The organism is Streptomyces sp. NPDC005863 (assembly GCF_042871345.1).
GTDB lineage: Bacteria > Actinomycetota > Actinomycetes > Streptomycetales > Streptomycetaceae > Streptomyces.
Genome location: NZ_JBIAII010000001.1, coordinates 629,965 through 650,058, shown reverse-complemented (window position 1 = coordinate 650,058; position 20,094 = coordinate 629,965). Strand labels below are relative to the sequence as shown.

Genomic DNA, 20,094 nt, shown 5'->3' with positions numbered 1-20,094 from the left:
GAAGCCGACGGGACGGGCACAGGGAGGCCGCCGTGCGCCAGAGCTAGAACTCGTCGTCGAAGGAGACCGACCCCTCGACCGCGACCTGGTACGCGGAGGGCCGCCGCTCGAAGAAGTTGGTCAGCTCCTGGACGCCCTGCAGCTCCATGAAGGAGAAGGGGTTCTCCGAGCCGTAGACCGGCGCGAAGCCGAGGCGTTGCAGCCGCTGGTCGGCCACGCACTGCAGGTACTCGCGCATCGAGTCGGTGTTCATGCCGGGCAGACCGTCGCCGCACAGGTCACGGGCGAACTGCAGCTCGGCCTCGACGGCCTCCTTGAGCATGTCCGTGACCTGCTGCCGCAGCGCGTCGTCGAAGAGCTCGGGCTCCTCCTTGCGGACCGTGTCGACCACGTCGAAGGCGAAGCTCATGTGCATCGTCTCGTCGCGGAACACCCAGTTGGTGCCGGTGGCCAGGCCGTGCAGCAGGCCGCGGCTGCGGAACCAGTACACGTAGGCGAAGGCGCCGTAGAAGAAGAGCCCCTCGATGCACGCCGCGAAGCAGATCAGGTTCAGCAGGAAGCGGCGCCGGTCGGCCTTGCTCTCCAGGCGGTCCAGCTTCTCCACCGAGTCCATCCAGCGGAAGCAGAACTCGGCCTTCTCACGGATGGAGGGGATCTCCTCGACCGCGTCGAAGGCCGCCGCACGGTCCTCCGGGTCGGGCAGATAGGTGTCGAGCAGCGTCAGATAGAACTGGACGTGCACGGCCTCCTCGAAGAGCTGACGGCTCAAGTACAGCCGCGCCTCGGGGGAGTTGATGTGCTTGTAGAGGGTCAGCACGAGGTTGTTGGAGACGATCGAGTCGCCGGTCGCGAAGAACGCGACCAGCCGGCCGATCATGTGCTGCTCGCCGGGCGAGAGCTTGGCGAGGTCGGCGACGTCGGAGTGGAGGTCGACCTCCTCGACGGTCCAGGTGTTCTTGATCGCGTCCCGGTAGCGCTCGTAGAAGTCCGGGTAGCGCATGGGGCGCAGGGTCAGCTCGAAGCCCGGGTCGAGCAGGTTCTTCTCTGAGTTGGTGGTGCTCATTACTGGCAGGCCTCGCAGGACTCGGGGTTTTCCAGGGAGCAGGCGACGGCGTCTTCGGGGGTCGCCTGCGCGGGGACGGGGGCGGGGGCGGTGGCGGCCGTGTTCGAGCCGCCGGCCGCGCGCGCGATGCGGGTGGCGGGGCGCGAGCGCAGGTAGTACGTGGTCTTCAGGCCCTGCTGCCAGGCGTACGCGTACATCGAGGAGAGCTTGCCGATGGTCGGCGTCTCCAGGAACAGGTTGAGCGACTGCGCCTGGTCCAGGAACGGGGTGCGCGCGGCGGCCATGTCGATCAGGCCGCGCTGCGGCAGCTCCCACGCGGTGCGGTACAGCGCGCGGACGTCCGCCGGGATCCAGCTGAAGCCCTGCACCGAGCCGCTGGCCTCGCGCAGCGCCTCGCGGGTCTGCGCGTCCCAGACGCCCAGCCGCTTCAGCTCCTCCACCAGATAGGCGTTGACCTGGAGGAACTCACCCGAGAGCGTCTCGCGCTTGAAGAGGTTGGAGACCTGCGGCTCGATGCACTCGTACACGCCGGCGATGGACGCGATGGTCGCGGTCGGCGCGATGGCGAGCAGCAGCGAGTTGCGCATGCCGGTCGCGGCGATACGTTCCCGCAGCGCCGCCCACCGCTCCGGCCAGGTCAGCTCCACGTCGTAGTGGTCGGGGTGCAGGATGCCGCGTGCGGTGCGGGTCTTCTCCCAGGCGGGCAGCGGGCCGCTCCGCTCGGCGAGGTCGGCGGAGGCCTCGTACGCGGCGAGCATGATGCGCTCGGCGATGCGGGTGGAGAGGGCGCGCGCCTCGGGGGAGTCGAAGGGCAGCCGCAGCTGGAAGAAGACGTCCTGCAGACCCATCGCGCCGAGGCCCACCGGGCGCCACTTGGCGTTGGAGCGGCCGGCCTGCTCGGTCGGGTAGAAGTTGATGTCGACGACGCGGTCCAGGAAGGTGACGGCCGTGCGGACGGTCGCGTCGAGGCGCTCCCAGTCGATGTCGCCGTTCTCCACGAACGCGCCGAGGTTGACCGAGCCGAGGTTGCAGACCGCCGTCTCGCCGTCGTCCGTGACCTCCAGGATCTCCGTGCACAGGTTCGAGGAGTGCACGGTGTGGCCGGGCTCGGCGGTCTGGTTGGCGGTGCGGTTGGCGGCGTCCTTGAACGTCATCCAGCCGTTGCCGGTCTGCGCGAGGGTGCGCATCATGCGGCCGTACAGCTCACGGGCCGGGATGGTCTTCTTGGCCAGGCCCGCGGCCTCCGCCGCGCGGTACGCGGCGTCGAAGTCGTCGCCCCACAGGTCGACGAGGCCCGGCACGTCGGACGGCGAGAAGAGCGACCACGGCAGGTCGGCGGCGACCCGGCGCATGAACTCGTCCGGGATCCAGTGCGCGAGGTTGAGGTTGTGCGTGCGGCGCGCGTCCTCACCGGTGTTGTCGCGCAGCTCCAGGAACTCCTCGATGTCGGAGTGCCAGGTCTCCAGGTAGACCGCGGCCGCGCCCTTGCGCCGCCCGCCCTGGTTGACCGCGGCGACCGAGGCGTCCAGCGTCTTCAGGAACGGCACGATGCCGTTGGAGTGCCCGTTGGTGCCGCGGATCAGCGAACCGCGGGAGCGGATCCGGGAGTACGAGAGGCCGATGCCACCCGCGTGCTTGGAGAGCCGGGCGACCTGGTGGTAGCGGTCGTAGATCGAGTCCAGCTCGTCCAGCGGGGAGTCGAGGAGGTAGCAGGAGGACATCTGCGGGTGGCGGGTGCCGGAGTTGAAGAGCGTCGGCGAGGACGGCAGGTAGTCCAGGCGGCTCATCAGGCGGTACAGCGCGGCGACCTCGTCGAGCGCGCGGACGCTGCCGTCCTCGGCCAGGCCGCTCGCCACGCGCAGCATGAAGTGCTGCGGCGTCTCGATGACCTGCCGGGTGAGGGGGTGGCGCAGCAGATAGCGGCTATGCAGCGTGCGCAGGCCGAAGTAGCCGAAGCGGAAGTCGGCGCCGTCGGCGAGCGCGGTGTCCACGAGCGCGTCGAGCCGGGCGGCGTGCGCGGCGACGAAGTCGGCGGTGCGGTCGGCGATCAGGCCCTCGCGGTGGCCGACCGCGATCGACTCGGTGAAGGAGCGCACGCCCTGCGTGGCGGCCTCGGCGGCGACGGAGAGGGAGAGCAGCCGGGCGGCGAGCTTGGAGTACGCCGGGTCCTCGGAGATGAGCCCCGCGGCCGCCTCGGTCGCGAGCGTGCGCAGCTCCGCCTCGTCGGCCCTGGCCGAGCGGCCGCGCAGCGCGGCGGCGGCGACCCGGCCGGGGTCGGCGTCGGGGAGGTCGGCGGTGAGGTCGGTCAGGGTGCGCAGCAGCGCGGTCCCCGGCGCGTCGGCACCCTCGGTGCTGTCGGTGCTGTCGGTGCTGGCACTGGGTCGCGGTGCCCGCGCTGACGCAGGTTCGGCAGGCGCGATGGTCACGTGGAGCTCTCCCTCGCTCGGCTCTGGGCCTGCGCGAGGGGACGGCACACACGGGCGCACCCGGACAGGGCGGCGTACCGCGTCCACCGGCCCATTCCACGAGGCCCGGACGGTCGGCACCCGGGCCGGACGGCACGGGTGCGCTGCCGGCAGGTCTTCGGACTCCGCGTACGACAAAGGCGTACACGTCCACCGTTGCGGGACAGTTCCGGACTTGCACCGGATTCCCCTGCGGCGACAGCGAGCACGAGCATACATCTTGTGTCGGCTCGCGGAAGCAGGCCCACATCTTGTGTCGGATCGCGGAGGGTGGGGCCTAGAGTGTCAACGCGTAGGTGAGCAGCGGGAGGTCGGGCAGCGGGCACCAGTCGCGCTCCGGGGTCCGCACGAAGCCGAGGCGTTCGTAGAGCCGGTGTGCGGTCCGCATGGAGGGCGAGGAGGACAGCACGAGCCGGCGCCTGCCCGCCTCCCTGGACCGCTGCAGGCATGCGCGGACGAGCAGTTCGCCGACCCCGCGGCCGCGCGCCGCGGGCGAGACCGCCAGCATGCGGATCTCCGTCTCGTCGCCCCGCGCGATGTCGGCCAGCGCGCCGCCGGACGGCACGAAGGTGACCCCGCCGAGCAGCGCGCCGTCGTCCGCCACGGCCACCAGGATCTCGGCGTGCGCCGCGCGCCCCGCCACGTCCCGCAGCACGGGCAGGTAGTGGTCCTCCGCGCCGTAGTCCAGGTGTCCGTCGTCGAGATAGGCCTGCGCGGTGAGGTCGCCCAGCGCCGCGTACTCCTCGGGGTGTGCCGCTCTGATCGTGATGTCCATGGGGCGCAGTGTGCAACAGCGCACGACAAAGGGCCGCCGGTTTTCCGGCGGCCCTCGTGCGTCGGCGGTGCGGGAGCGGACTCAGCCCCGCGGGAGCGGGGTCAGTGGCCGGCGCCCGCGGTGGCCGGGGGCAGTTCCTCCACGACGCCGGGGTCGCCCGCGTCCGCCGTGTAGTCCTCCGGAGACGTCTCGTCGACGCCCTCGGGGGCCTTCAGCGCCTTCAGGACGAAGGTGAGGACCACGGTGACCACCACGTTCAGGACGAAGGCGGTGAGGCCGATGTAGCCGATCTCGCCGATGCCGGGGATCGTGTCGGACGAGCCGCCGAAGTGCTTCTGCGTGGGCGAGGCGACGCCGTACGCGGCCAGCGTGCCGTAGACCATGCCGACCGCCCATCCCGCGAGCAGCGCCCAGCGGTGGAACCACCGGGTGAACAGGCCGCCGACCAGCGCGGGCATGGTCTGCAGGATCCAGATGCCGCCGAGCAGCTGGAAGTTGATCGCCACGGTCTTGTCCATGCCGAGGACGAAGATGAGGGCGCCCACCTTCACCAGGAGCGAGACCAGCTTGGAGACCTTGGTCTCCTGCTCGGGCGTCGCGTCGGGCTTGATGAAGTCCTTGTAGATGTTGCGGGTGAAGAGGTTCGCGGCCGCGATGGACATGATCGCGGCGGGCACGAGCGCGCCGATGCCGATCGCGGCGAAGGCGACGCCGGTGAACCAGTCGGGGAACATGTCCTCGAAGAGCTGCGGGATGGCCAGCTGACCGTTGTCGACCTTGACCCCGGCCGCGATCGCCATGAAGCCGAGCAGCGCGAGCAGGCCCAGCATCAGCGAATAGAGCGGCAGGATCGTGGTGTTGCGGCGGATGACGTTGCGGTTCTTGGAGGAGAGCGTCGCCGTGATCGAGTGCGGGTACATGAAGAGCGCGAGCGCCGAGCCGAGCGCCAGCGTCGCGTACGTCCACTGGCCGGCCTCGGGCGGCGCGAGGGCGCCGCGCGGTTTGCCCGTGCCCTCGTTGACCACCCCGAAGGCGTCGCCGGCCTTGGCGAAGATGTCGTCGAAGCCGCCGAGCTTGATCGGGATGTAGATGATCGCGACGGTGATGACGAGGTAGATCAGCCCGTCCTTCACGAACGCGATCAGCGCGGGCGCGCGCAGCCCCGAGGAGTACGTGTACGCGGCGAGCACCGCGAACGCGATCAGCAGCGGCAGGTCCTTGACGAACCAGTTGGTGTCCGGGCCGCCACCGATGCCCATGACGTCGAGAACGGCCTGGATGCCGACCAGTTGGAGCGCGATGTACGGCATCGTGGCGAGGATGCCGGTGACCGCGACGGCCAGCGAGAGACCCTTGGAGCCGAACCGCCCGCGCACGAAGTCCGAGGTGGTCACGTAGCCGTGCTTGTGCGAGACCGACCACAGGCGCGGCAGGAAGGTGAAGATCAGCGGGTAGACGAGGATCGTGTACGGGACGGCGAAGAAGCCCGCCGCGCCCGCCGCGTAGATCGCCGCCGGGACGGCCACGAAGGTGTACGCGGTGTACAGGTCGCCGCCGAGCAGGAACCAGGTGACCCAGGTGCCGAACGACCGGCCGCCCAGGCCCCATTCGTCCAGGGACTGCGTCTCGGCCCTGCGCCAGCGCGCGGCCAGGAAGCCCATCGCCGTGACCGCGACGAAGAAGAAGATGAAGACCCCGAGGGCGACGCCGTTCACGCCGCCCGATGCGAGTGTGGTCACTTTCCGGCACCCCCCTGGGCCTGCGCGGCCTTGCGGGAGCGCTGGTCACGCTGCCACAGCTTGTACGCGGTCATCGTCAGCACCGTGGAGATGAGCACCCACAGCATCTGGTACCAGTAGAAGAACGGGATGCCGATCAGGGCCGGGTCGATCTTGGCGTAGGAGCTCACCCACAGCATCGCCACGAAGGGCGCGACAAGGCAGACGGCGATGACCACGCGGACCGGTGTGACGACCGGTCTGTTCACTTCCGGCGCATCTGACATGTCGCGGCTCCGTTCCCTCACTTATCCCATGCTTAACGTGCGGGAAATCTAAGCCACAGTCTCGCGGTATGGAACCCCCGTCCGGATAACGGACGGGTCACCCTCCGTGCGATGTCCCTGCTCAGCAGCAGCGGAACCCCTGCCGGGGGTCCGACTCCTGCTGGTCCGTCCGCATCCGCTCGAATGCGCGTCGGCTGGGGACGGTTGCGTCCGGATGGTCCCTGCGGATATGAGCCACGTACCGCTCGTAGGCGCTCTCGTCCGTCAACTCCCTGACGTACCAGCGCATCCAGCGCACTCCGCGCAGCAGCCAGGTCACGGCGTCACACCCTCGCGGTCCCGCTCGCGCCGTTCCTCCTCTTTCTCCTCGCGGGTCGCGAAGAGTCCGGCCGGGGCGGTCAACCGCGATTCCACGTACGGGGCTTCCGTGAGCCGGGAGGCCTCGGGGGCGCGGACGTGCCGGACGCAGACGCGTGCGGCGTCCACGATCACGACGACGACGAGCAGCGCGAGCACCGCCGAAAGGACGCCGTCCACCGTGGAGTTGGTGACGACGGTGTGCATGTCGTCCATGGTCTTGGCGGGCGGCAGGATCTTCCCGTCGTCGATGGCGTCCCGGTAGTCGGCGCGCTGCTGGAAGAAGCCGACGCGCGGATCGTCGGAGAACACCTTCTGCCAGCTCGCGGTGAGCGTGACCGTCGCGTCCCAGGCGAGCGGAACCGCGGTGATCCAGGCCCACTTGAGGCGGCCGGACTTGACCAGCAGCGTGGTGCAGAGCGCGAGGGCGACGGCGGCGAGCAGCTGGTTGGCGATGCCGAAGATCGGGAAGAGCTGGTTGATCCCGCCGAGCGGCTCGTGCACGCCGACCCACAGGAAGTATCCCCACAGGCCGGTGACGGCGGCGCTGGTCAGCAGCAGACCCGGCTTCCAGCTCATGTTTCTGAAGGGTTTGTAGAGGTTGCCCAGCATGTCCTGGAGCATGAAGCGGCCCACGCGGGTCCCGGCGTCCAGCGCGGTCAGGATGAAGAGTGCCTCGAACATGATCGCGAAGTGGTACCAGAAGGCCCGCAGCGAGCCGCCGGTGACCTTCGAGAAGATCTCCGAGACGCCGACCGCGAGGGTGGGCGCGCCGCCGGTCCGCGACAGGAGCGAGGACTCCTCGACCTGCCGGGCGGCCTGCGCCAGATCGGCCGGCGAGATGGTGTACCCGAACCCCGCGACGGCCTTCGACGCCTCTTGGACGGTGTCGCCGACCACACCGGCCGGCGCGTTCATCGCGAAGTACAGGCCGGGGTCGATGATCGAGGCGGCGACGAGCGCCATCACGGCGACGGCCGACTCCATCAGCATGGAGCCGTACCCGACCATCCGGACCTGCGTCTCCTTCTGGATCATTTTCGGCGTGGTGCCCGAGGAGATCAGCGCGTGGAAGCCGGACAGCGCCCCGCAGGCGATGGTGATGAAGACGAAGGGGAAGAGCGAGCCCGCGAAGACCGGACCGTCGCCGCGTGAGGCGAAGTCGGTCACCGGGTCCATCTTCAGCGTGGGCAGCGTGACCACGACGCCCACGGCGAGCAGCACGATCGTGCCGATCTTCATGAAGGTGGAGAGGTAGTCGCGCGGCGCGAGCAGCATCCACACCGGCAGGATCGAGGCGATGAAGCCGTACGCCACCAGCCAGATCACCAGCGTCGACGGGGCCAGCGTGAAGGTGTCCGCGAGGGAGGACTCCGCGACCCAGCGCCCGCCGACCAACGCGAGCAGCAGCAGCGCGACACCGATCAGGGAGACCTCGCTGACCCGGCCGGGCCGCAGGACCCGCAGGTAGAAGCCCATCAACAGGGCGATCGGAACCGTCATCGCGATGGAGAAGGTGCCCCACGGCGACTCGGCGAGCGCGTTGACGACGACCAGCGCGAGCACCCCGAGCAGGATGATCATGATGGCGAAGGTGGCGAGCAGCGCGGCGGCCCCGCCGAACGGGCCGATCTCCTCGCGCGCCATCTGCCCGAGCGACTTGCCGTCGCGCCGCGTCGAGAAGAACAGCACGACCATGTCCTGCACGGCGCCCGCGAAGATCACGCCGGCGATGATCCAGATGGTGCCGGGCAGATATCCCATCTGGGCGGCGAGCACCGGCCCGACCAGCGGGCCCGCGCCCGCGATCGCCGCGAAGTGGTGGCCGAGCAGCACCCGGCGGTCGGTCGGGTGGAAGTCGATGCCGTTGTCGAGCCGCTCGGCGGGCGTGGCCCGCCGCTCGTCGACCTTGAGCACCTTGTACGCGATGAACTTCGAGTAGAAGCGGTACGCGACCGCGTACGAGCCGACGGCCGCCGCGACCATCCAGGCGGCCGACACCTCCTCGTCGCGAGCGAGGGCCAGGACGGTCCAGCCCGCCGCGCCGATCAGCGCGACGAGGGACCAGATGACGATGGATCGGGGATTCGCGGTGCGCACCGGGTCGTCCTCCCGTTCATCTTGCGATGACGTTCATCGTGCGATGACGGGAGGAACGTAGAGCAGCGCGGTGATGCGCGCCAGACCCCCTGGGGGCGCGGTGCGCGGGCGTCAGTCCGTGGGGCGCTTGAGGCGCGCGACGAACTTGTAGCGGTCGCCGCGGTAGACCGAGCGCACCCACTCCACCGGCCTGCCGTTCCCGTCCAGCGAGTGGCGGGAGAGCAGCAGCATCGGCAGGCCCACGTCGGTGCCGAGCAGGCCGGCCTCGCGGGGGGTGGCGAGCGAGGTCTCGATGGTCTCCTCGGCCTCCGCGAGGTGCACGTCGTACACCTCGGCGAGCGCGGTGTAGAGCGAGGTGTACTTGACCAGGGAGCGGCGCAGGGCGGGGAAGCGCTTTGCCGAGAGGTGGGTGGTCTCGATGGCCATCGCCTCGCCGTTGGCGAGCCGGAGCCGCTCGATGCGCAGGACGCGGCCGCCCGCGCTGATGTCGAGCAGCCCGGCGAGGGTGTCGTCCGCGGTGATGTAGCCGATGTCCAGGAGCTGCGAGGTCGGCTCAAGGCCCTGGGCCCGCATGTCCTCGGTGTATGAGGTGAGTTGGAGGGCCTGCGACACCTTGGGCTTGGCCACGAACGTGCCCTTGCCCTGGATCCGCTCAAGGCGCCCCTCGACGACCAGCTCCTGCAGCGCCTGGCGCACCGTCGTGCGGGAGGTGTCGAACTCGGCGGCGAGGGTGCGCTCCGGGGGGACGGGGGTGCCGGGCGGCAGCGTCTCCGTCATGTCCAGCAAGTGCCGCTTCAGGCGGTAGTACTTGGGCACGCGCGCGGTGCGGCCGACGGTGGGGGCCTCCGTGGGCACGTCGGCCCCGGTGCCGGAACTGCCCGCCTCGCTGCCCATGATCTGCCTTCCCGGCTCCTGTGCTGCTGCCGTCACCGGCTCCTCCGTCTGTCGCGGCTCACATCGTGGCACGTACCGGGCCATGGGGGCGCCCCCTGGGTGAGCGAAGTCGAGAGCTTGAGGGAAGACTCCGCCTGCTCAGGTGTCGGTCCGATAACGGACGCGACTGCCCTTCTTATACACCCTTGACACCCCTAAAGGTCTAGGCCAAGCTCCCCGTACTGGTCTACACCATTAAAGACCAGGTTCCAGTCCCACGGGCAGATCTCGGTCCATTCGGTCGCTGCGGGTGGGGGGTTGACTGGCATCCCTTGAGGAGGGTGACGTGAAGCGCAAGCTCATAGCGGCCATCGGTGTCGCGGGCATGTTGGTCTCGGTCGCGGCGTGCGGCAGTGACGACGACGACAAGAAGGCCGGGGGAGCCGACAGCTTCAAGGGGGAGACCCTGACGCTCTGGGCGATGGACGGATCGACGCCCGACCAGTGGCAGAAGGACGTCACCGCCGCCTTCGAGAAGAAGACCGGCGCGAAGCTCAAGTTCGAGGTCCAGCAGTGGAACGGCATCCAGCAGAAGCTGACCACCGCCCTCTCCGAGGAGAACCCGCCGGACGTCTTCGAGATCGGCAACACCCAGACCGCCGCGTACGCCAAGACCGGTGGCCTCGCCGAGCTCGGTGACCTCAAGGAGTCCATCGGCGCCGACTGGACCGAGTCGATGAACAAGGCCTCGGTCATCGACGGCAAGCAGTACGCCGCCCCGTGGTTCGTCCTCAACCGCGTCGTGGTCTACAACAAGAAGGTCTGGGCCGACGCCGGCATCAAGGAGCTTCCCAAGACCCGCGCCGAGTTCCTCAAGGACCTCAAGCAGATCGGCTCCAAGACCGACGCCGAGCCGATCTACCTGCCCGGCCAGAACTGGTACCACTTCGTCGGCCTGACCATCGGTGAGGGCGCCGAGCTGGTCAAGAAGGACGGCGACAAGTACGTCTCCAACCTGAGCGACCCCAAGGTCACCAAGGCCATGAAGACGTACAAGCAGTTCGCGGACCTCTCCAAGGCCCCCAAGAACAAGGACGAGGCCACCCCGCAGCAGGCCGAGGTCTTCGCCAAGGGCAAGACCGGCGCCTTCATCGGCATGAGCTGGGAGGCCGCGACCGCGATCAAGGCCAACAAGAAGATCGAGAAGGACATCGGCTTCTTCACGATCCCCGGTGAGACGGCCGACAAGCCCGAGGGTGTCTTCCTCGGCGGCTCCAACCTCGCCATCGCCGCGACCAGCAAGAAGCAGGAGCTCGCCAAGGAGTTCCTGAAGATCGCGCTGTCCGACAAGTTCGAGGGTCAGTTCGCCAAGGAAGGCGGCACGATCCCGAACAAGAAGGCGCTGGAGTCCAACCTCAAGGGCAACCCGGCCGCCGAGGCCGCGGCCCCCGCCACCGCAGGCGGCGGCACCACCCCGCTGATCCCGGAGTGGGGCGCGGTCGAGAACCCGCCGAACCCGATCAAGAACTACATGACCGCGGTGCTCAACGGTAAGTCGCCTGCCGACGCGGCCAAGCAGGTCGAGGGCGAGCTCAACAAGCGCCTGGCGCAGAAGCAGTAGGAACGCGTGCCCTGCCGGGGGCGGCGGGTGACACGACCCCGCTGCCCCCGGCGCATCCATGCGCTCTGTGAGCTCTGTGAGCTCCCTGCGTTTTCCGCGCTGCCCCAGCGCTCCGCGTTGCCCCAGCGCTCCGCGTTGCCCACGAAAGAGATGGCGAGCATGACCGTGCAGAAGACCGAACGGCCGCCCTCCGGCCCGACGGAGGTGCAGACACCGGCAGGCGGGCCGCATCCAGGTGCCCCGCGCAAGGAGCCCCGGCGTCTCGCCGGGCTGACGCCCTATCTGCTCCTTGCCCCCGCGATCATCGTCACCCTGCTGCTGCTCGGCTGGCCGTTGGTCAACAACGGGATGCTGTCGTTCCAGAACCTCAACATGCGGCAGTTCATCCTGCACTTGACCGAGTGGAACGGATTCGACAACTACAAGGACGTCCTCACCGGCGAGGACTTCTGGCGGGTCACCGGCCGCTCGGTCGCCTTCACCGCCGTCAACGTCGTGCTGATCATGGTCCTCGGCACGCTGGTGGGACTGCTGCTCGCGCGCCTCGGCCGGAAGATGCGCACGTTCCTGCTGCTCGGCCTCGTACTCGCCTGGGCGATGCCCGTCGTCGCGGCCAGCACGGTCTACCAGTGGCTGTTCGCGCAGCGCTTCGGCGTCGTCAACTGGGTGTTCGCCAAGATCGGCTTCGATTCGATGGCCGACCACGACTGGCTGGCCACGCAGGCCTCGACCTTCTTCGTCGTCCTGCTCCTCATCGTGTGGATGTCCATCCCCTTCGTGGCGATCAACCTGTACGCCGCCACGACCACCATCCCCAAGGAGCTGTACGAGGCCGCCGCGCTGGACGGCGCGGGCGCCTGGAAGCAGTTCACCCAGGTCACGCTGCCGTATCTGCGGCCCTTCCTCTACGCCACGACGTTCCTGGAGATCATCTGGGTCTTCAAGGCGTTCGTCCAGGTCTTCACGATCAACGAGGGAGGCCCCGACCGGCTCACCGAGATCCTCCCCGTCTACGCCTACATCGAGGGCATGGGCAACCAGCACTTCGGCATGGGTGCCGCGATCGCCCTGCTCACCATCGTCATCCTGCTGGCCATCACCTCGTTCTACCTGCGGATCGTGCTCAAGCAAGAGGAGGACGAGCTGTGAAGCGCTCGCTGATGGGCCGGCTCTGGCCCAACCTGGCCGCCGTCGTCATCTTCGTCTTCTGCGTCTTCCCCGTGTACTGGATGTTCGCCACGGCCTTCAAGCCGACCGGCGACATCATCGCCGAGGACCCGGTCTGGTTCCCGACCGACGCCACGCTGGAGCACTTCAAGAAGGCGATCGACGCCGACCACTTCTGGACCATGGTCGGCAACTCGCTCACCGTGACGATCCTCGCGGTCGTCTTCTCCCTCATCATCGGCGTGACCGCGGCGTTCGCCCTCGCCCGGATGCGCTTCAAGGGGCGGCGCGGCTTCATCATCGGCTTCATGCTTGCGCAGATGGCGCCGTGGGAAGTCATGGTCATCGCGATCTACATCATCGTGCGCGACGCGGACATGCTGAACAGCCTGATCCCGCTGACCCTCTTCTACATGGTGATGATCCTGCCCTTCACCCTCCTCACGCTCCGCGGCTTCGTCGCCGCCGTGCCCAAGGAGCTGGAGGAGTCCGCCATGGTCGACGGCTGCACCCGTATGCAGGCCTTCCGCCGGGTGATCCTGCCGCTGCTCGCGCCGGGCCTGATGTCGACCTCGCTCTTCGGCTTCATCACCGCCTGGAACGAGTTCCCGCTGGCTCTCGTGCTCAACAAGGAAGCGGACGCCAAGACCCTGCCGATCTGGCTGTCCAGCTTCCAGACCGCCTTCGGCGACGACTGGGGCGCCACCATGGCGGCCGCCTCCCTCTTCGCCGTCCCGATCCTCGTCCTCTTCGTCTTCCTGCAGCGCAAGGCCGTGGCCGGCCTGACCGACGGCGCAGTGAAGGGATAGCTCCGCACATGACGACACTCACGCACGCCGGTGACACCCTCACCCGCAACGCCCTGGCCGTCCTGCAGCCCGGCTTCGACGGCACCGCCGCCGTACCGGACTGGGTACGCCACCGGATCGGCGAAGGCCTCGCCTCCGTCAGCCTGTTCGGCCGCAACGTCCACAGCGCCGAACAGGTGGCCGCCCTCACCGCGCAGCTGCGCGCCGAACGCGACGACCTGCTGATCGCCATCGACGAGGAGAGCGGCGACGTCACCCGCCTGGAGGTGCGCACCGGCTCCTCCTACCCGGGCAACCACGCGCTCGGCGCCGTCGACGACCCCGCCCTGACCCGCGAGGTCGCCGCCGACCTGGGCCACCGTCTGGCCGCCTGCGGCATCAACTTCAACTGGGCGCCCTCGGCCGACGTCAACGCCAACCCCGACAACCCGGTCATCGGCGTACGCTCCTTCGGCTCGGACCCCGAACTCGTCGCCCGGCACACCGCCGCCTACGTCGAGGGCATGCAGTCCGCCGGCGTCGCCACCTCCGCCAAGCACTTCCCCGGCCACGGCGACACGGCGATCGACTCGCACCACTCGGTGCCGGTCATCGACGTCGACCGGGACGTCCTCAACTCCCGTGACCTCGCGCCGTTCCGCGCCGCCATCGCCGCGGGCACCCGGGCGGTGATGAGCGCCCATGTGCTGGCCCCGGCCCTGGACCCGGACCACCCCGGCACCCTCTCCCGCCGCATCCTCACCGGCCTGCTCCGCGAGGAGTTCGGCTACCAGGGACTCATCGTCACCGACGGCATGGACATGCAGGCGATCGCCGGCACCTACGGCTTCGAGCGCGGCTGCGTCCTCGCCATCGCCGCGGGCGCCGACGCCATCTGCACCGGCGGCGGCCCCTCGGACGAGGGCACCGTACTGCGGCTGCGGGACGCCTTCATCGCGGCGGTCCGCTCCGGCGAGCTGCCCGAGGAACGGCTCGCCGAAGCCGCCGACCGCGTACGCGCCCTGGCCGGCTGGGCCACGGCGTCGGCGGGCCGGGGAGCGGCCGGGGCCGGTCTCGCGGCGGGCGTGCCGGGGGGCATGCCCGACACCGGGATCGGCCTGGTCGCGGCCCGCCGCGCCCTGACGGTCACCCGCGGCGAGACCTACGCGGCCCCGGTCTCCGAGGCCCCCTACGTCGCCACCTTCTCGCCGCTGCCGAACATCGCGGTCGGCGACGAGACCCCGTGGGGCGTCACCGCCGAGCTGACGGCCCGCTTCCCCGGCACGGCCTCCGGCACCTTCTCCGGTGACGGCGCGGGCGCCGAGGCCCTGGCGGCGGCGGGGGAGCGGCGCATCGTCGCCGTCGTCCGCGACGCCCACCGGCACGGCTGGATGGCCGACGCCCTGACCACCCTCGTCACGGCCCGCCCGGACACGGTCGTGGTCGAGATGGGCGTCCCCCAGTCCGCCCCGGTCGGCGCGATCCACATCGCCACCCGCGGCGCGGCCCGGGTCTGCGGCGAGGCCGCGGCGGAGGCGATCACGGGCGCGTGAGCCGCACGCCGGCGCACTGGTAACGGTTCCGCCGGGCCGGGCTCGGGAACGTCGGCCCGGAAACGCCGGAAGGGGCGGCCCCTCAACGGGGGCGCCCCTTCCGGCATTCCTGACTTCTGGTGCGAGGAGCTAGCCCCTAAAGCGCCGAGTACCCCTAAAGTCCCTGCCAGTCTGGCTTGTTCACGTACGTGTGCCGGAAGTAGTCCGCGAGCTTCAGCTTGGACGCGGCCGCTTCGTCCACGACGACCGTGGCGTGCGGGTGCAGCTGCAGCGCCGAGGCGGGCACGACCGAGGCGACCGGACCCTCCACGGTCGCGGCCACCGCGTCCGCCTTGCCCTCACCCGTGGCGAGCAGCACCAGGTGCCGCGCCTCCAGAATCGTCCCGATCCCCTGGGTGATCACGTGGTGGGGCACCTGCTCGATGTCCCCGTCGAAGAAGCGCGCGTTGTCCACCCGGGTCTGCTCCGTCAGCGTCTTGATGCGCGTACGCGAAGCGAGCGAGGAACACGGCTCGTTGAAGCCGATGTGCCCGTCGGTCCCGATCCCCAGCAACTGCAGGTCCACGCCGCCGGCCTCGGCCAGCGCCTTGTCGTACGCCACGCACGCCGACTGCACGTCCTTGGCGCTGCCGTTCGGGCCCATGAACGCGTCCTCGCTCAGCCCGAGCGGCTCGACGACCTCCCGCAGCACCACGGAACGGTACGACTCCGGGTGCCCGGCCGGCAGCCCCACGTACTCGTCGAGCTGACAGATGCGCGCACGCGAGGCGTCCACGGCGCCGGACGCGACCTTGGCGGCCAGCGCCTGGTAGATGGGCAGCGGGGTGGATCCGGTGGCGACACCGAGCAGGGCGTCAGGCTTACGGCGCACCAGGGCGGCCATGGCCTCCGCGATGAGCTCGCCGCCTGCCTTGGCGTCCGGGACGATGACAACTTCCACGCTGGGCCTGCCGATCTGGAGAGGGGGACTGTGGGGATTGGTGTCCGGGCCTCTGAGGGGACGTCGCGCGAGACTCAGGGGCACTCAGACGCAGTTGGTGGTATAGACCAATCTAGCAGAGCTGTGCCGCCAGAACAGTCGAATCCTCCAGTCCGTGCTCAGCCTCCAGTCCATGCTCGGCCCTCACGGCGGCCTCCGCCCGTCGAGCGAACCTGGCCCCTCGGGTCTCCCCATCACCTCCGCTCACGTGGACCGGACCGGGTCACCCCTCTCTGCCTCCGTCGCGTCCGTCGGTGCAGGGGTCAGCTGCCCCTCGTCGGGCCCCGAGTGCCGACCCACTCGCCCTCACACCCCCCGCACCGACCCACTCGCCCTCACACCCCCAGCACCGACCCGCCCGCTTCACACCCCCAGCACCGACCCGCCCGCTTCACACCCCCAGCACCGACCCGCCCGTAGCGTCGATGTACTGCCCCGTGATCCAGCGCGCGTCGTCCGAGGCGACGAAGGCCACGATGTCCGCCACGTCCGCGGGCTGGCCTATGCGGTCGAAGGCCGAGTACGCCGCCATGTCCGCCTGCTGCTCGGCGGGGAGCCCGTCCATCATGTCCGTCTGGATGATCCCCGGCGCGACCGCGTTGACCGTGATCCCGCGCGGGCCCAGCTCCTGCGCCAGCGTGTGGGTCAGGACATTCACCGCACCCTTCGTCATCGAGTACGCGATGGTGATCGGGAACGCGATCCGCGTGACGCCGGAGGAGATGTTGATGATCCGGCCGCCGTCCCGCAGTCGGCCGAGCCCGTGCTGCGTGACGAAGAAGAGTGCCTTGGAGTTGACCGCGAACGCCCGGTCGAAGTCCGCCTCCCGCACCTCTCCCACATGGCCGTAGAGCCCGATGCCGGCGTTGTTGACCAGGATGTCCAGGCCGTCCGTGTGCCGGTCGAACTCCGCCCAGAGCGCCTCGGCGTCACCGGGCACCCCCAGTTCCGCGCCGATCGCGAAGGCGGAGCCGCCCGCCGCCTCGATCGTGGCGACCGTCTCCTTCGCCGCCACCTCGTTGCTGCCATAGTGCACGGCCACCCGCGCCCCGTCCCGCCCGAGCCGCTCCGCGATGCCCCGGCCGATGCCGCGGCTCCCGCCCGTGACCAGCGCCGTCTTCCCCGCAAGCCTGCCCGTCGATGCGCCCATGTCAGGCCCCCCTCTTTCTCTAGCGGTCGCTACAAAAAGAACCGTACCCGACCCTCACTCCATTTACTAGTGCCCGCTATACAATTCACCCCATGGCGACGAAACAGCGCGGCCGTCCCCGCTCCTTCGACCGCGAAACGGCGCTGGAGCAGGCGCTCCACGCCTTCTGGGAACACGGGTACGAGGGGACGTCGGTCTCCGACCTGACGCGCGCCATGGGGATCGGGGCGCCCAGCCTCTACGCCGCCTTCGGCGACAAGCGGCGTCTCTTCGATGAGGTCGTCGTGCGGTACGACCACACCCACGGCGCCTTCGGCGGCCGCGCCTTCGACGAGGAGCCAACGGTGCGCGGCGCGGTGTCACGGATGCTGCGCGAGGCCGCGGCCGAGTTCACCGCCCCCGACCACCCCCGCGGGTGCCTGGTCATCTCGGCGGCCATCAACTGCACGACACCGGAGGTGGAGGAGGCCCTGCGCGAGCGGCGCAACGCCAATCTCGCGGACATCGAGTCCCGCATCCGTGCGGCCGTCGCCGCGGGGGAGCTGCCCGACGGCATCGATCCCGAGGCCCTCGCCCGCTATACGGGAGCCGTCTTCCAGGGGATGTCACAGCAGGCGCGGGACGGCGCCACCAGGGACGATCTGGAGGCGGTGGCCGACCTTGCCATGCGGGCGTGGCCGCGGTCGCGGTCCGCGGGGGAGTCCGCGGGGCGAACCGACCGGGAATGAGGCCTGGCGCCCGGTGCGCGAGTGGGAGAAAGTGACAACAACAAACATCTGTCGACGCATAGACATGGGAGAATGGTCTAGTCCACAATGCGTGGGTAAAGCCTCCGCTCTTCCCGCACAGGAGAGCGGATCGAGGAACCGGCGCTCTCTGCCCTGACCGCGTCGGATCCTCCCGATCGGCCGCTCAGTACCGCACATTCTGACGGCCGATGCACCTGAAGGGCTGCGGTGCCGTGGGTGGGTTGAGGGTCCCGCCCTGGCGCCGCGGCTCGTCGGGATCGCCGGAGCCCTCCACGCACATCCGGCGCCATCCCGCCGGAAACTCCACGGAGCGGGCCCACCGGACGCGAAAGGTACGCTCGCACACGTGCCCTCCATGAACGACCTCGTACGCCAGCACACCGCCCTCGGTGACTCCGACCTCGAGTGGCTGCACCTGCTGGTCTCGGAGTGGCAGCTGCTCTCCGACCTCTCCTTCGCCGACCTGGTGCTCTGGGTCCCCACGCGCGACGGAACCCGCTATGTCTCCGTGGCGCAGATGCGGCCCAACACCGGCCCCACCTCCTACCAGGACGACATGGTCGGCCACCTCGTCCCGCGCGGCCGCCGCCCCCTCCTCGACGCCGCCCTGGACGAGGGCCGCATCGTGCGCGAGGGCGACCCGGAGTGGCGCGAGGAGGTGCCGGTGCGCGTCGAGTCCATTCCGGTACGCCGGGAAGGACGCGTCCTGGGCGTCATCGCGCGCAACACCAACCTGCTGACGGTGCGCACCCCGTCCCGCCTGGAGCTGACCTACCTTCAGTCGGCGTCCGACCTCGCACAGATGATCGCCGCCGGCTCGTTCCCGTTCCCGGGGCAGCAGGTCGACATGGACGCCTCCCCGCGCGTGGGCGACGGTCTGTTGCGTCTGGACGCCGACGGCATCGTGCAGTACGCGTCGCCGAACGCCCTCTCCGCGTACCACCGGCTCGGCCTCGCCTCCGACCTCGTCGGCCACCACCTGGGCACGGCGACCGCCGAACTCGCCCCGTCCCGCGGCCCGGTGGACGAGGCCCTTGCCAAGCTGGCGAGCGGCTGGGCGCCGCGCGAGTTCGAGATCGAGGGCGGCGACGGAGTGATCCAGCTGCGCGCGATCCCACTCAAGCCAAAGGGCCCCCGCATCGGCTCCCTCGTCCTGCTGCGCGACGTCACCGAACTCCGTCGCCGGGAGCGGGAGTTGATCACCAAGGACGCGACCATCCGGGAGATTCACCACCGGGTGAAGAACAACCTCCAGACGGTCGCCGCGCTGCTGCGGCTGCAGGCGCGCCGCATCGACTCCGCCACGGGCCGCGAAGCCCTGGAGGAGGCGGTGCGCCGGGTGGGTTCCATCGCCATCGTCCACGAAACGCTTTCCCAGAACCTGGACGAGCGTGTGGAGTTCGACGAAATCGCCGACCGGGTGCTCGCGATGGTCGCCGAGATCTCGCCCGGGAAGGTCGTGGGCCGGCGCACCGGGCGCTTCGGAATTCTCGACGCGGAGGTCGCGACACCGTTGTCGATGGTGCTCACGGAAATCCTGCAGAACGCTCTGGAGCACGGTTTCCGCGAGGGGGACACCGGCTCGGTCGAGGTTTCCGCCGTGCGCGGCGGGACGAGCAAGGAAGCGCGGCTGCTGATCACCGTTCAGGACGACGGCATCGGGCTGCCCGAGGAATTCGACCCGCACCGCTCCGGCAACCTCGGTCTGCAGATCGTCCGCACGCTGGTCGAGGGCGAGTTGGGCGGCACCTTCGACATGGTCCGCGCCCCGGAGCGCGGCACCCAGGTGATCCTCGACATTCCGGTCCGCGCCGACAAGTAGCGCCGGCGGTCGGCATCGGCTGGTAGCGGCGGCAAACGTCCGGCCGTACACCTCGACGCACACGGCAGTTCGACGCACACAGCAGTGAGCCCCGGACCGATGGGTCCGGGGCTCACTGCTCACGTTGCGATGCGCATCGGGGGTACTGCGCGGCTGCGGCTCGGGGGCGGGAGTTGCGTACGCGCTGTACGCGCCGCCAAGCTCAGGCTCGTAAGGGGTGTGGGCGTCAGGCGCTGGCCTGGCGTGCACGGTTGCGAGCGGCGCGGCGCTTCATTGCGCGGCGCTCGTCCTCGCTGAGGCCACCCCAGACGCCGGAGTCCTGGCCGGACTCGAGCGCCCACTGCAGGCACTGCTCCATGACGGGGCAGCGGCGGCAGACGGCCTTGGCTTCCTCGATCTGCAGCAGCGCAGGACCGGTGTTGCCGATGGGGAAGAAGAGCTCGGGGTCTTCCTCGCGGCAAACGGCGTTGTGACGCCAGTCCATGGCTGCTACCTCTCCTTGGTATTACATTCAGGTTGCTTGTGAATGTGAACGCTTTCACGAATCCCCCCGCACGGGAAGGGCCGACGCCCAGTCGCCTGGTGTGGACCTTGTGATGGAGGAGGGGTTCTGGCTCTCTGTGGGGC

At 69.6% G+C, this 20,094-nt stretch carries 17 protein-coding genes and 1 riboswitch; of the genes, 6 read left to right on the top strand and 11 right to left on the bottom strand.

Annotation, left to right across the window (positions count from 1 at the left end; translation table 11 throughout):
- Positions 1–43: 43 nt before the first annotated feature.
- The 8 genes from ACFYO9_RS02700 to ACFYO9_RS02665 all read right to left on the bottom strand — a co-directional run bounded on the left by ACFYO9_RS02700 (position 44) and on the right by ACFYO9_RS02665 (position 9,659).
- Complete coding sequence (locus ACFYO9_RS02700; protein WP_355802976.1) at positions 44–1,063, bottom strand: ribonucleotide-diphosphate reductase subunit beta; 1,020 nt, start codon at positions 1,061–1,063, stop codon at positions 44–46.
- Positions 1,063–3,489: a ribonucleoside-diphosphate reductase subunit alpha gene (locus tag ACFYO9_RS02695; protein WP_358778392.1), complete on the bottom strand. Its 2,427-nt coding sequence runs from the start codon at positions 3,487–3,489 to the stop codon at positions 1,063–1,065. Before ACFYO9_RS02695 ends, ACFYO9_RS02700 begins: the two co-directional genes overlap by 1 nt.
- A gap of 130 nt (positions 3,490–3,619) precedes the next feature.
- Positions 3,620–3,756, bottom strand: a riboswitch (cobalamin riboswitch).
- A 49-nt stretch (positions 3,757–3,805) separates the two neighbouring features.
- Entirely contained in the window at positions 3,806–4,303 is a 498-nt protein-coding gene (locus ACFYO9_RS02690; RefSeq protein ID WP_358778393.1) for a GNAT family N-acetyltransferase, read from the bottom strand.
- A gap of 101 nt (positions 4,304–4,404) precedes the next feature.
- Entirely contained in the window at positions 4,405–5,964 is a 1,560-nt protein-coding gene (gene mctP, locus ACFYO9_RS02685) for a monocarboxylate uptake permease MctP (RefSeq protein ID WP_358778413.1), read from the bottom strand.
- Between the two features lie 74 nt (positions 5,965–6,038).
- Positions 6,039–6,308 (bottom strand): DUF3311 domain-containing protein, encoded by a 270-nt coding sequence (locus tag ACFYO9_RS02680; RefSeq protein ID WP_358778394.1) that lies wholly within the window; start codon positions 6,306–6,308, stop codon positions 6,039–6,041.
- Positions 6,309–6,429: 121 nt separating this feature from the next.
- Positions 6,430–6,627, bottom strand: coding sequence for a YbdD/YjiX family protein (locus tag ACFYO9_RS02675; protein ID WP_355802968.1), 198 nt, complete (start codon positions 6,625–6,627; stop codon positions 6,430–6,432).
- On the bottom strand, positions 6,624–8,765 hold the full coding sequence (locus ACFYO9_RS02670; RefSeq protein WP_355802966.1) for a carbon starvation CstA family protein: 2,142 nt from the start codon (positions 8,763–8,765) through the stop codon (positions 6,624–6,626). The genes ACFYO9_RS02675 and ACFYO9_RS02670 overlap by 4 nt, the downstream gene beginning before the upstream one ends.
- A gap of 111 nt (positions 8,766–8,876) precedes the next feature.
- The gene (locus tag ACFYO9_RS02665; RefSeq protein WP_355804148.1) at positions 8,877–9,659 is read right to left on the bottom strand and encodes a GntR family transcriptional regulator; all 783 of its coding nucleotides are present in this window, start codon (positions 9,657–9,659) and stop codon (positions 8,877–8,879) included.
- Between the two features lie 325 nt (positions 9,660–9,984).
- Between ACFYO9_RS02665 and ACFYO9_RS02660 the strand changes: the two genes are divergently transcribed.
- From ACFYO9_RS02660 to ACFYO9_RS02645, 4 genes are all read left to right on the top strand, one after another.
- Complete coding sequence (locus ACFYO9_RS02660) at positions 9,985–11,259, top strand: extracellular solute-binding protein (RefSeq protein WP_355802964.1); 1,275 nt, start codon at positions 9,985–9,987, stop codon at positions 11,257–11,259.
- Between the two features lie 159 nt (positions 11,260–11,418).
- Positions 11,419–12,408 carry a sugar ABC transporter permease gene (locus ACFYO9_RS02655; RefSeq protein ID WP_355802962.1) on the top strand — a complete coding sequence of 330 codons (990 nt, stop codon included), beginning with the start codon at positions 11,419–11,421 and terminating at the stop codon, positions 12,406–12,408.
- Positions 12,405–13,235: a carbohydrate ABC transporter permease gene (locus ACFYO9_RS02650; protein ID WP_355802960.1), complete on the top strand. Its 831-nt coding sequence runs from the start codon at positions 12,405–12,407 to the stop codon at positions 13,233–13,235. The genes ACFYO9_RS02655 and ACFYO9_RS02650 overlap by 4 nt, the downstream gene beginning before the upstream one ends.
- 8 nt (positions 13,236–13,243) lie before the next feature.
- Positions 13,244–14,767, top strand: coding sequence for a glycoside hydrolase family 3 protein (locus ACFYO9_RS02645; RefSeq protein ID WP_355802958.1), 1,524 nt, complete (start codon positions 13,244–13,246; stop codon positions 14,765–14,767).
- Between the two features lie 154 nt (positions 14,768–14,921).
- Here ACFYO9_RS02645 and nagB read toward each other — a convergent pair whose 3' ends face one another.
- The gene (nagB, locus tag ACFYO9_RS02640) at positions 14,922–15,707 is read right to left on the bottom strand and encodes a glucosamine-6-phosphate deaminase (protein ID WP_358711614.1); all 786 of its coding nucleotides are present in this window, start codon (positions 15,705–15,707) and stop codon (positions 14,922–14,924) included.
- Positions 15,708–16,137: 430 nt separating this feature from the next.
- Positions 16,138–16,896 carry an SDR family oxidoreductase gene (locus ACFYO9_RS02635; RefSeq protein ID WP_358778395.1) on the bottom strand — a complete coding sequence of 253 codons (759 nt, stop codon included), beginning with the start codon at positions 16,894–16,896 and terminating at the stop codon, positions 16,138–16,140.
- A 92-nt stretch (positions 16,897–16,988) separates the two neighbouring features.
- On the opposite strand from ACFYO9_RS02635, the gene ACFYO9_RS02630 reads away from it, so the two are divergent.
- A complete protein-coding gene (locus tag ACFYO9_RS02630) occupies positions 16,989–17,624 on the top strand; it encodes a TetR/AcrR family transcriptional regulator (protein ID WP_358778396.1) in 636 nt (211 codons plus the stop codon).
- A 376-nt stretch (positions 17,625–18,000) separates the two neighbouring features.
- Positions 18,001–19,467, top strand: coding sequence for a PAS domain-containing sensor histidine kinase (locus ACFYO9_RS02625; RefSeq protein ID WP_355804146.1), 1,467 nt, complete (start codon positions 18,001–18,003; stop codon positions 19,465–19,467).
- Between the two features lie 226 nt (positions 19,468–19,693).
- Here ACFYO9_RS02625 and ACFYO9_RS02620 read toward each other — a convergent pair whose 3' ends face one another.
- Entirely contained in the window at positions 19,694–19,951 is a 258-nt protein-coding gene (locus tag ACFYO9_RS02620) for a WhiB family transcriptional regulator (protein WP_016639615.1), read from the bottom strand.
- Positions 19,952–20,094 lie beyond the last annotated feature (143 nt).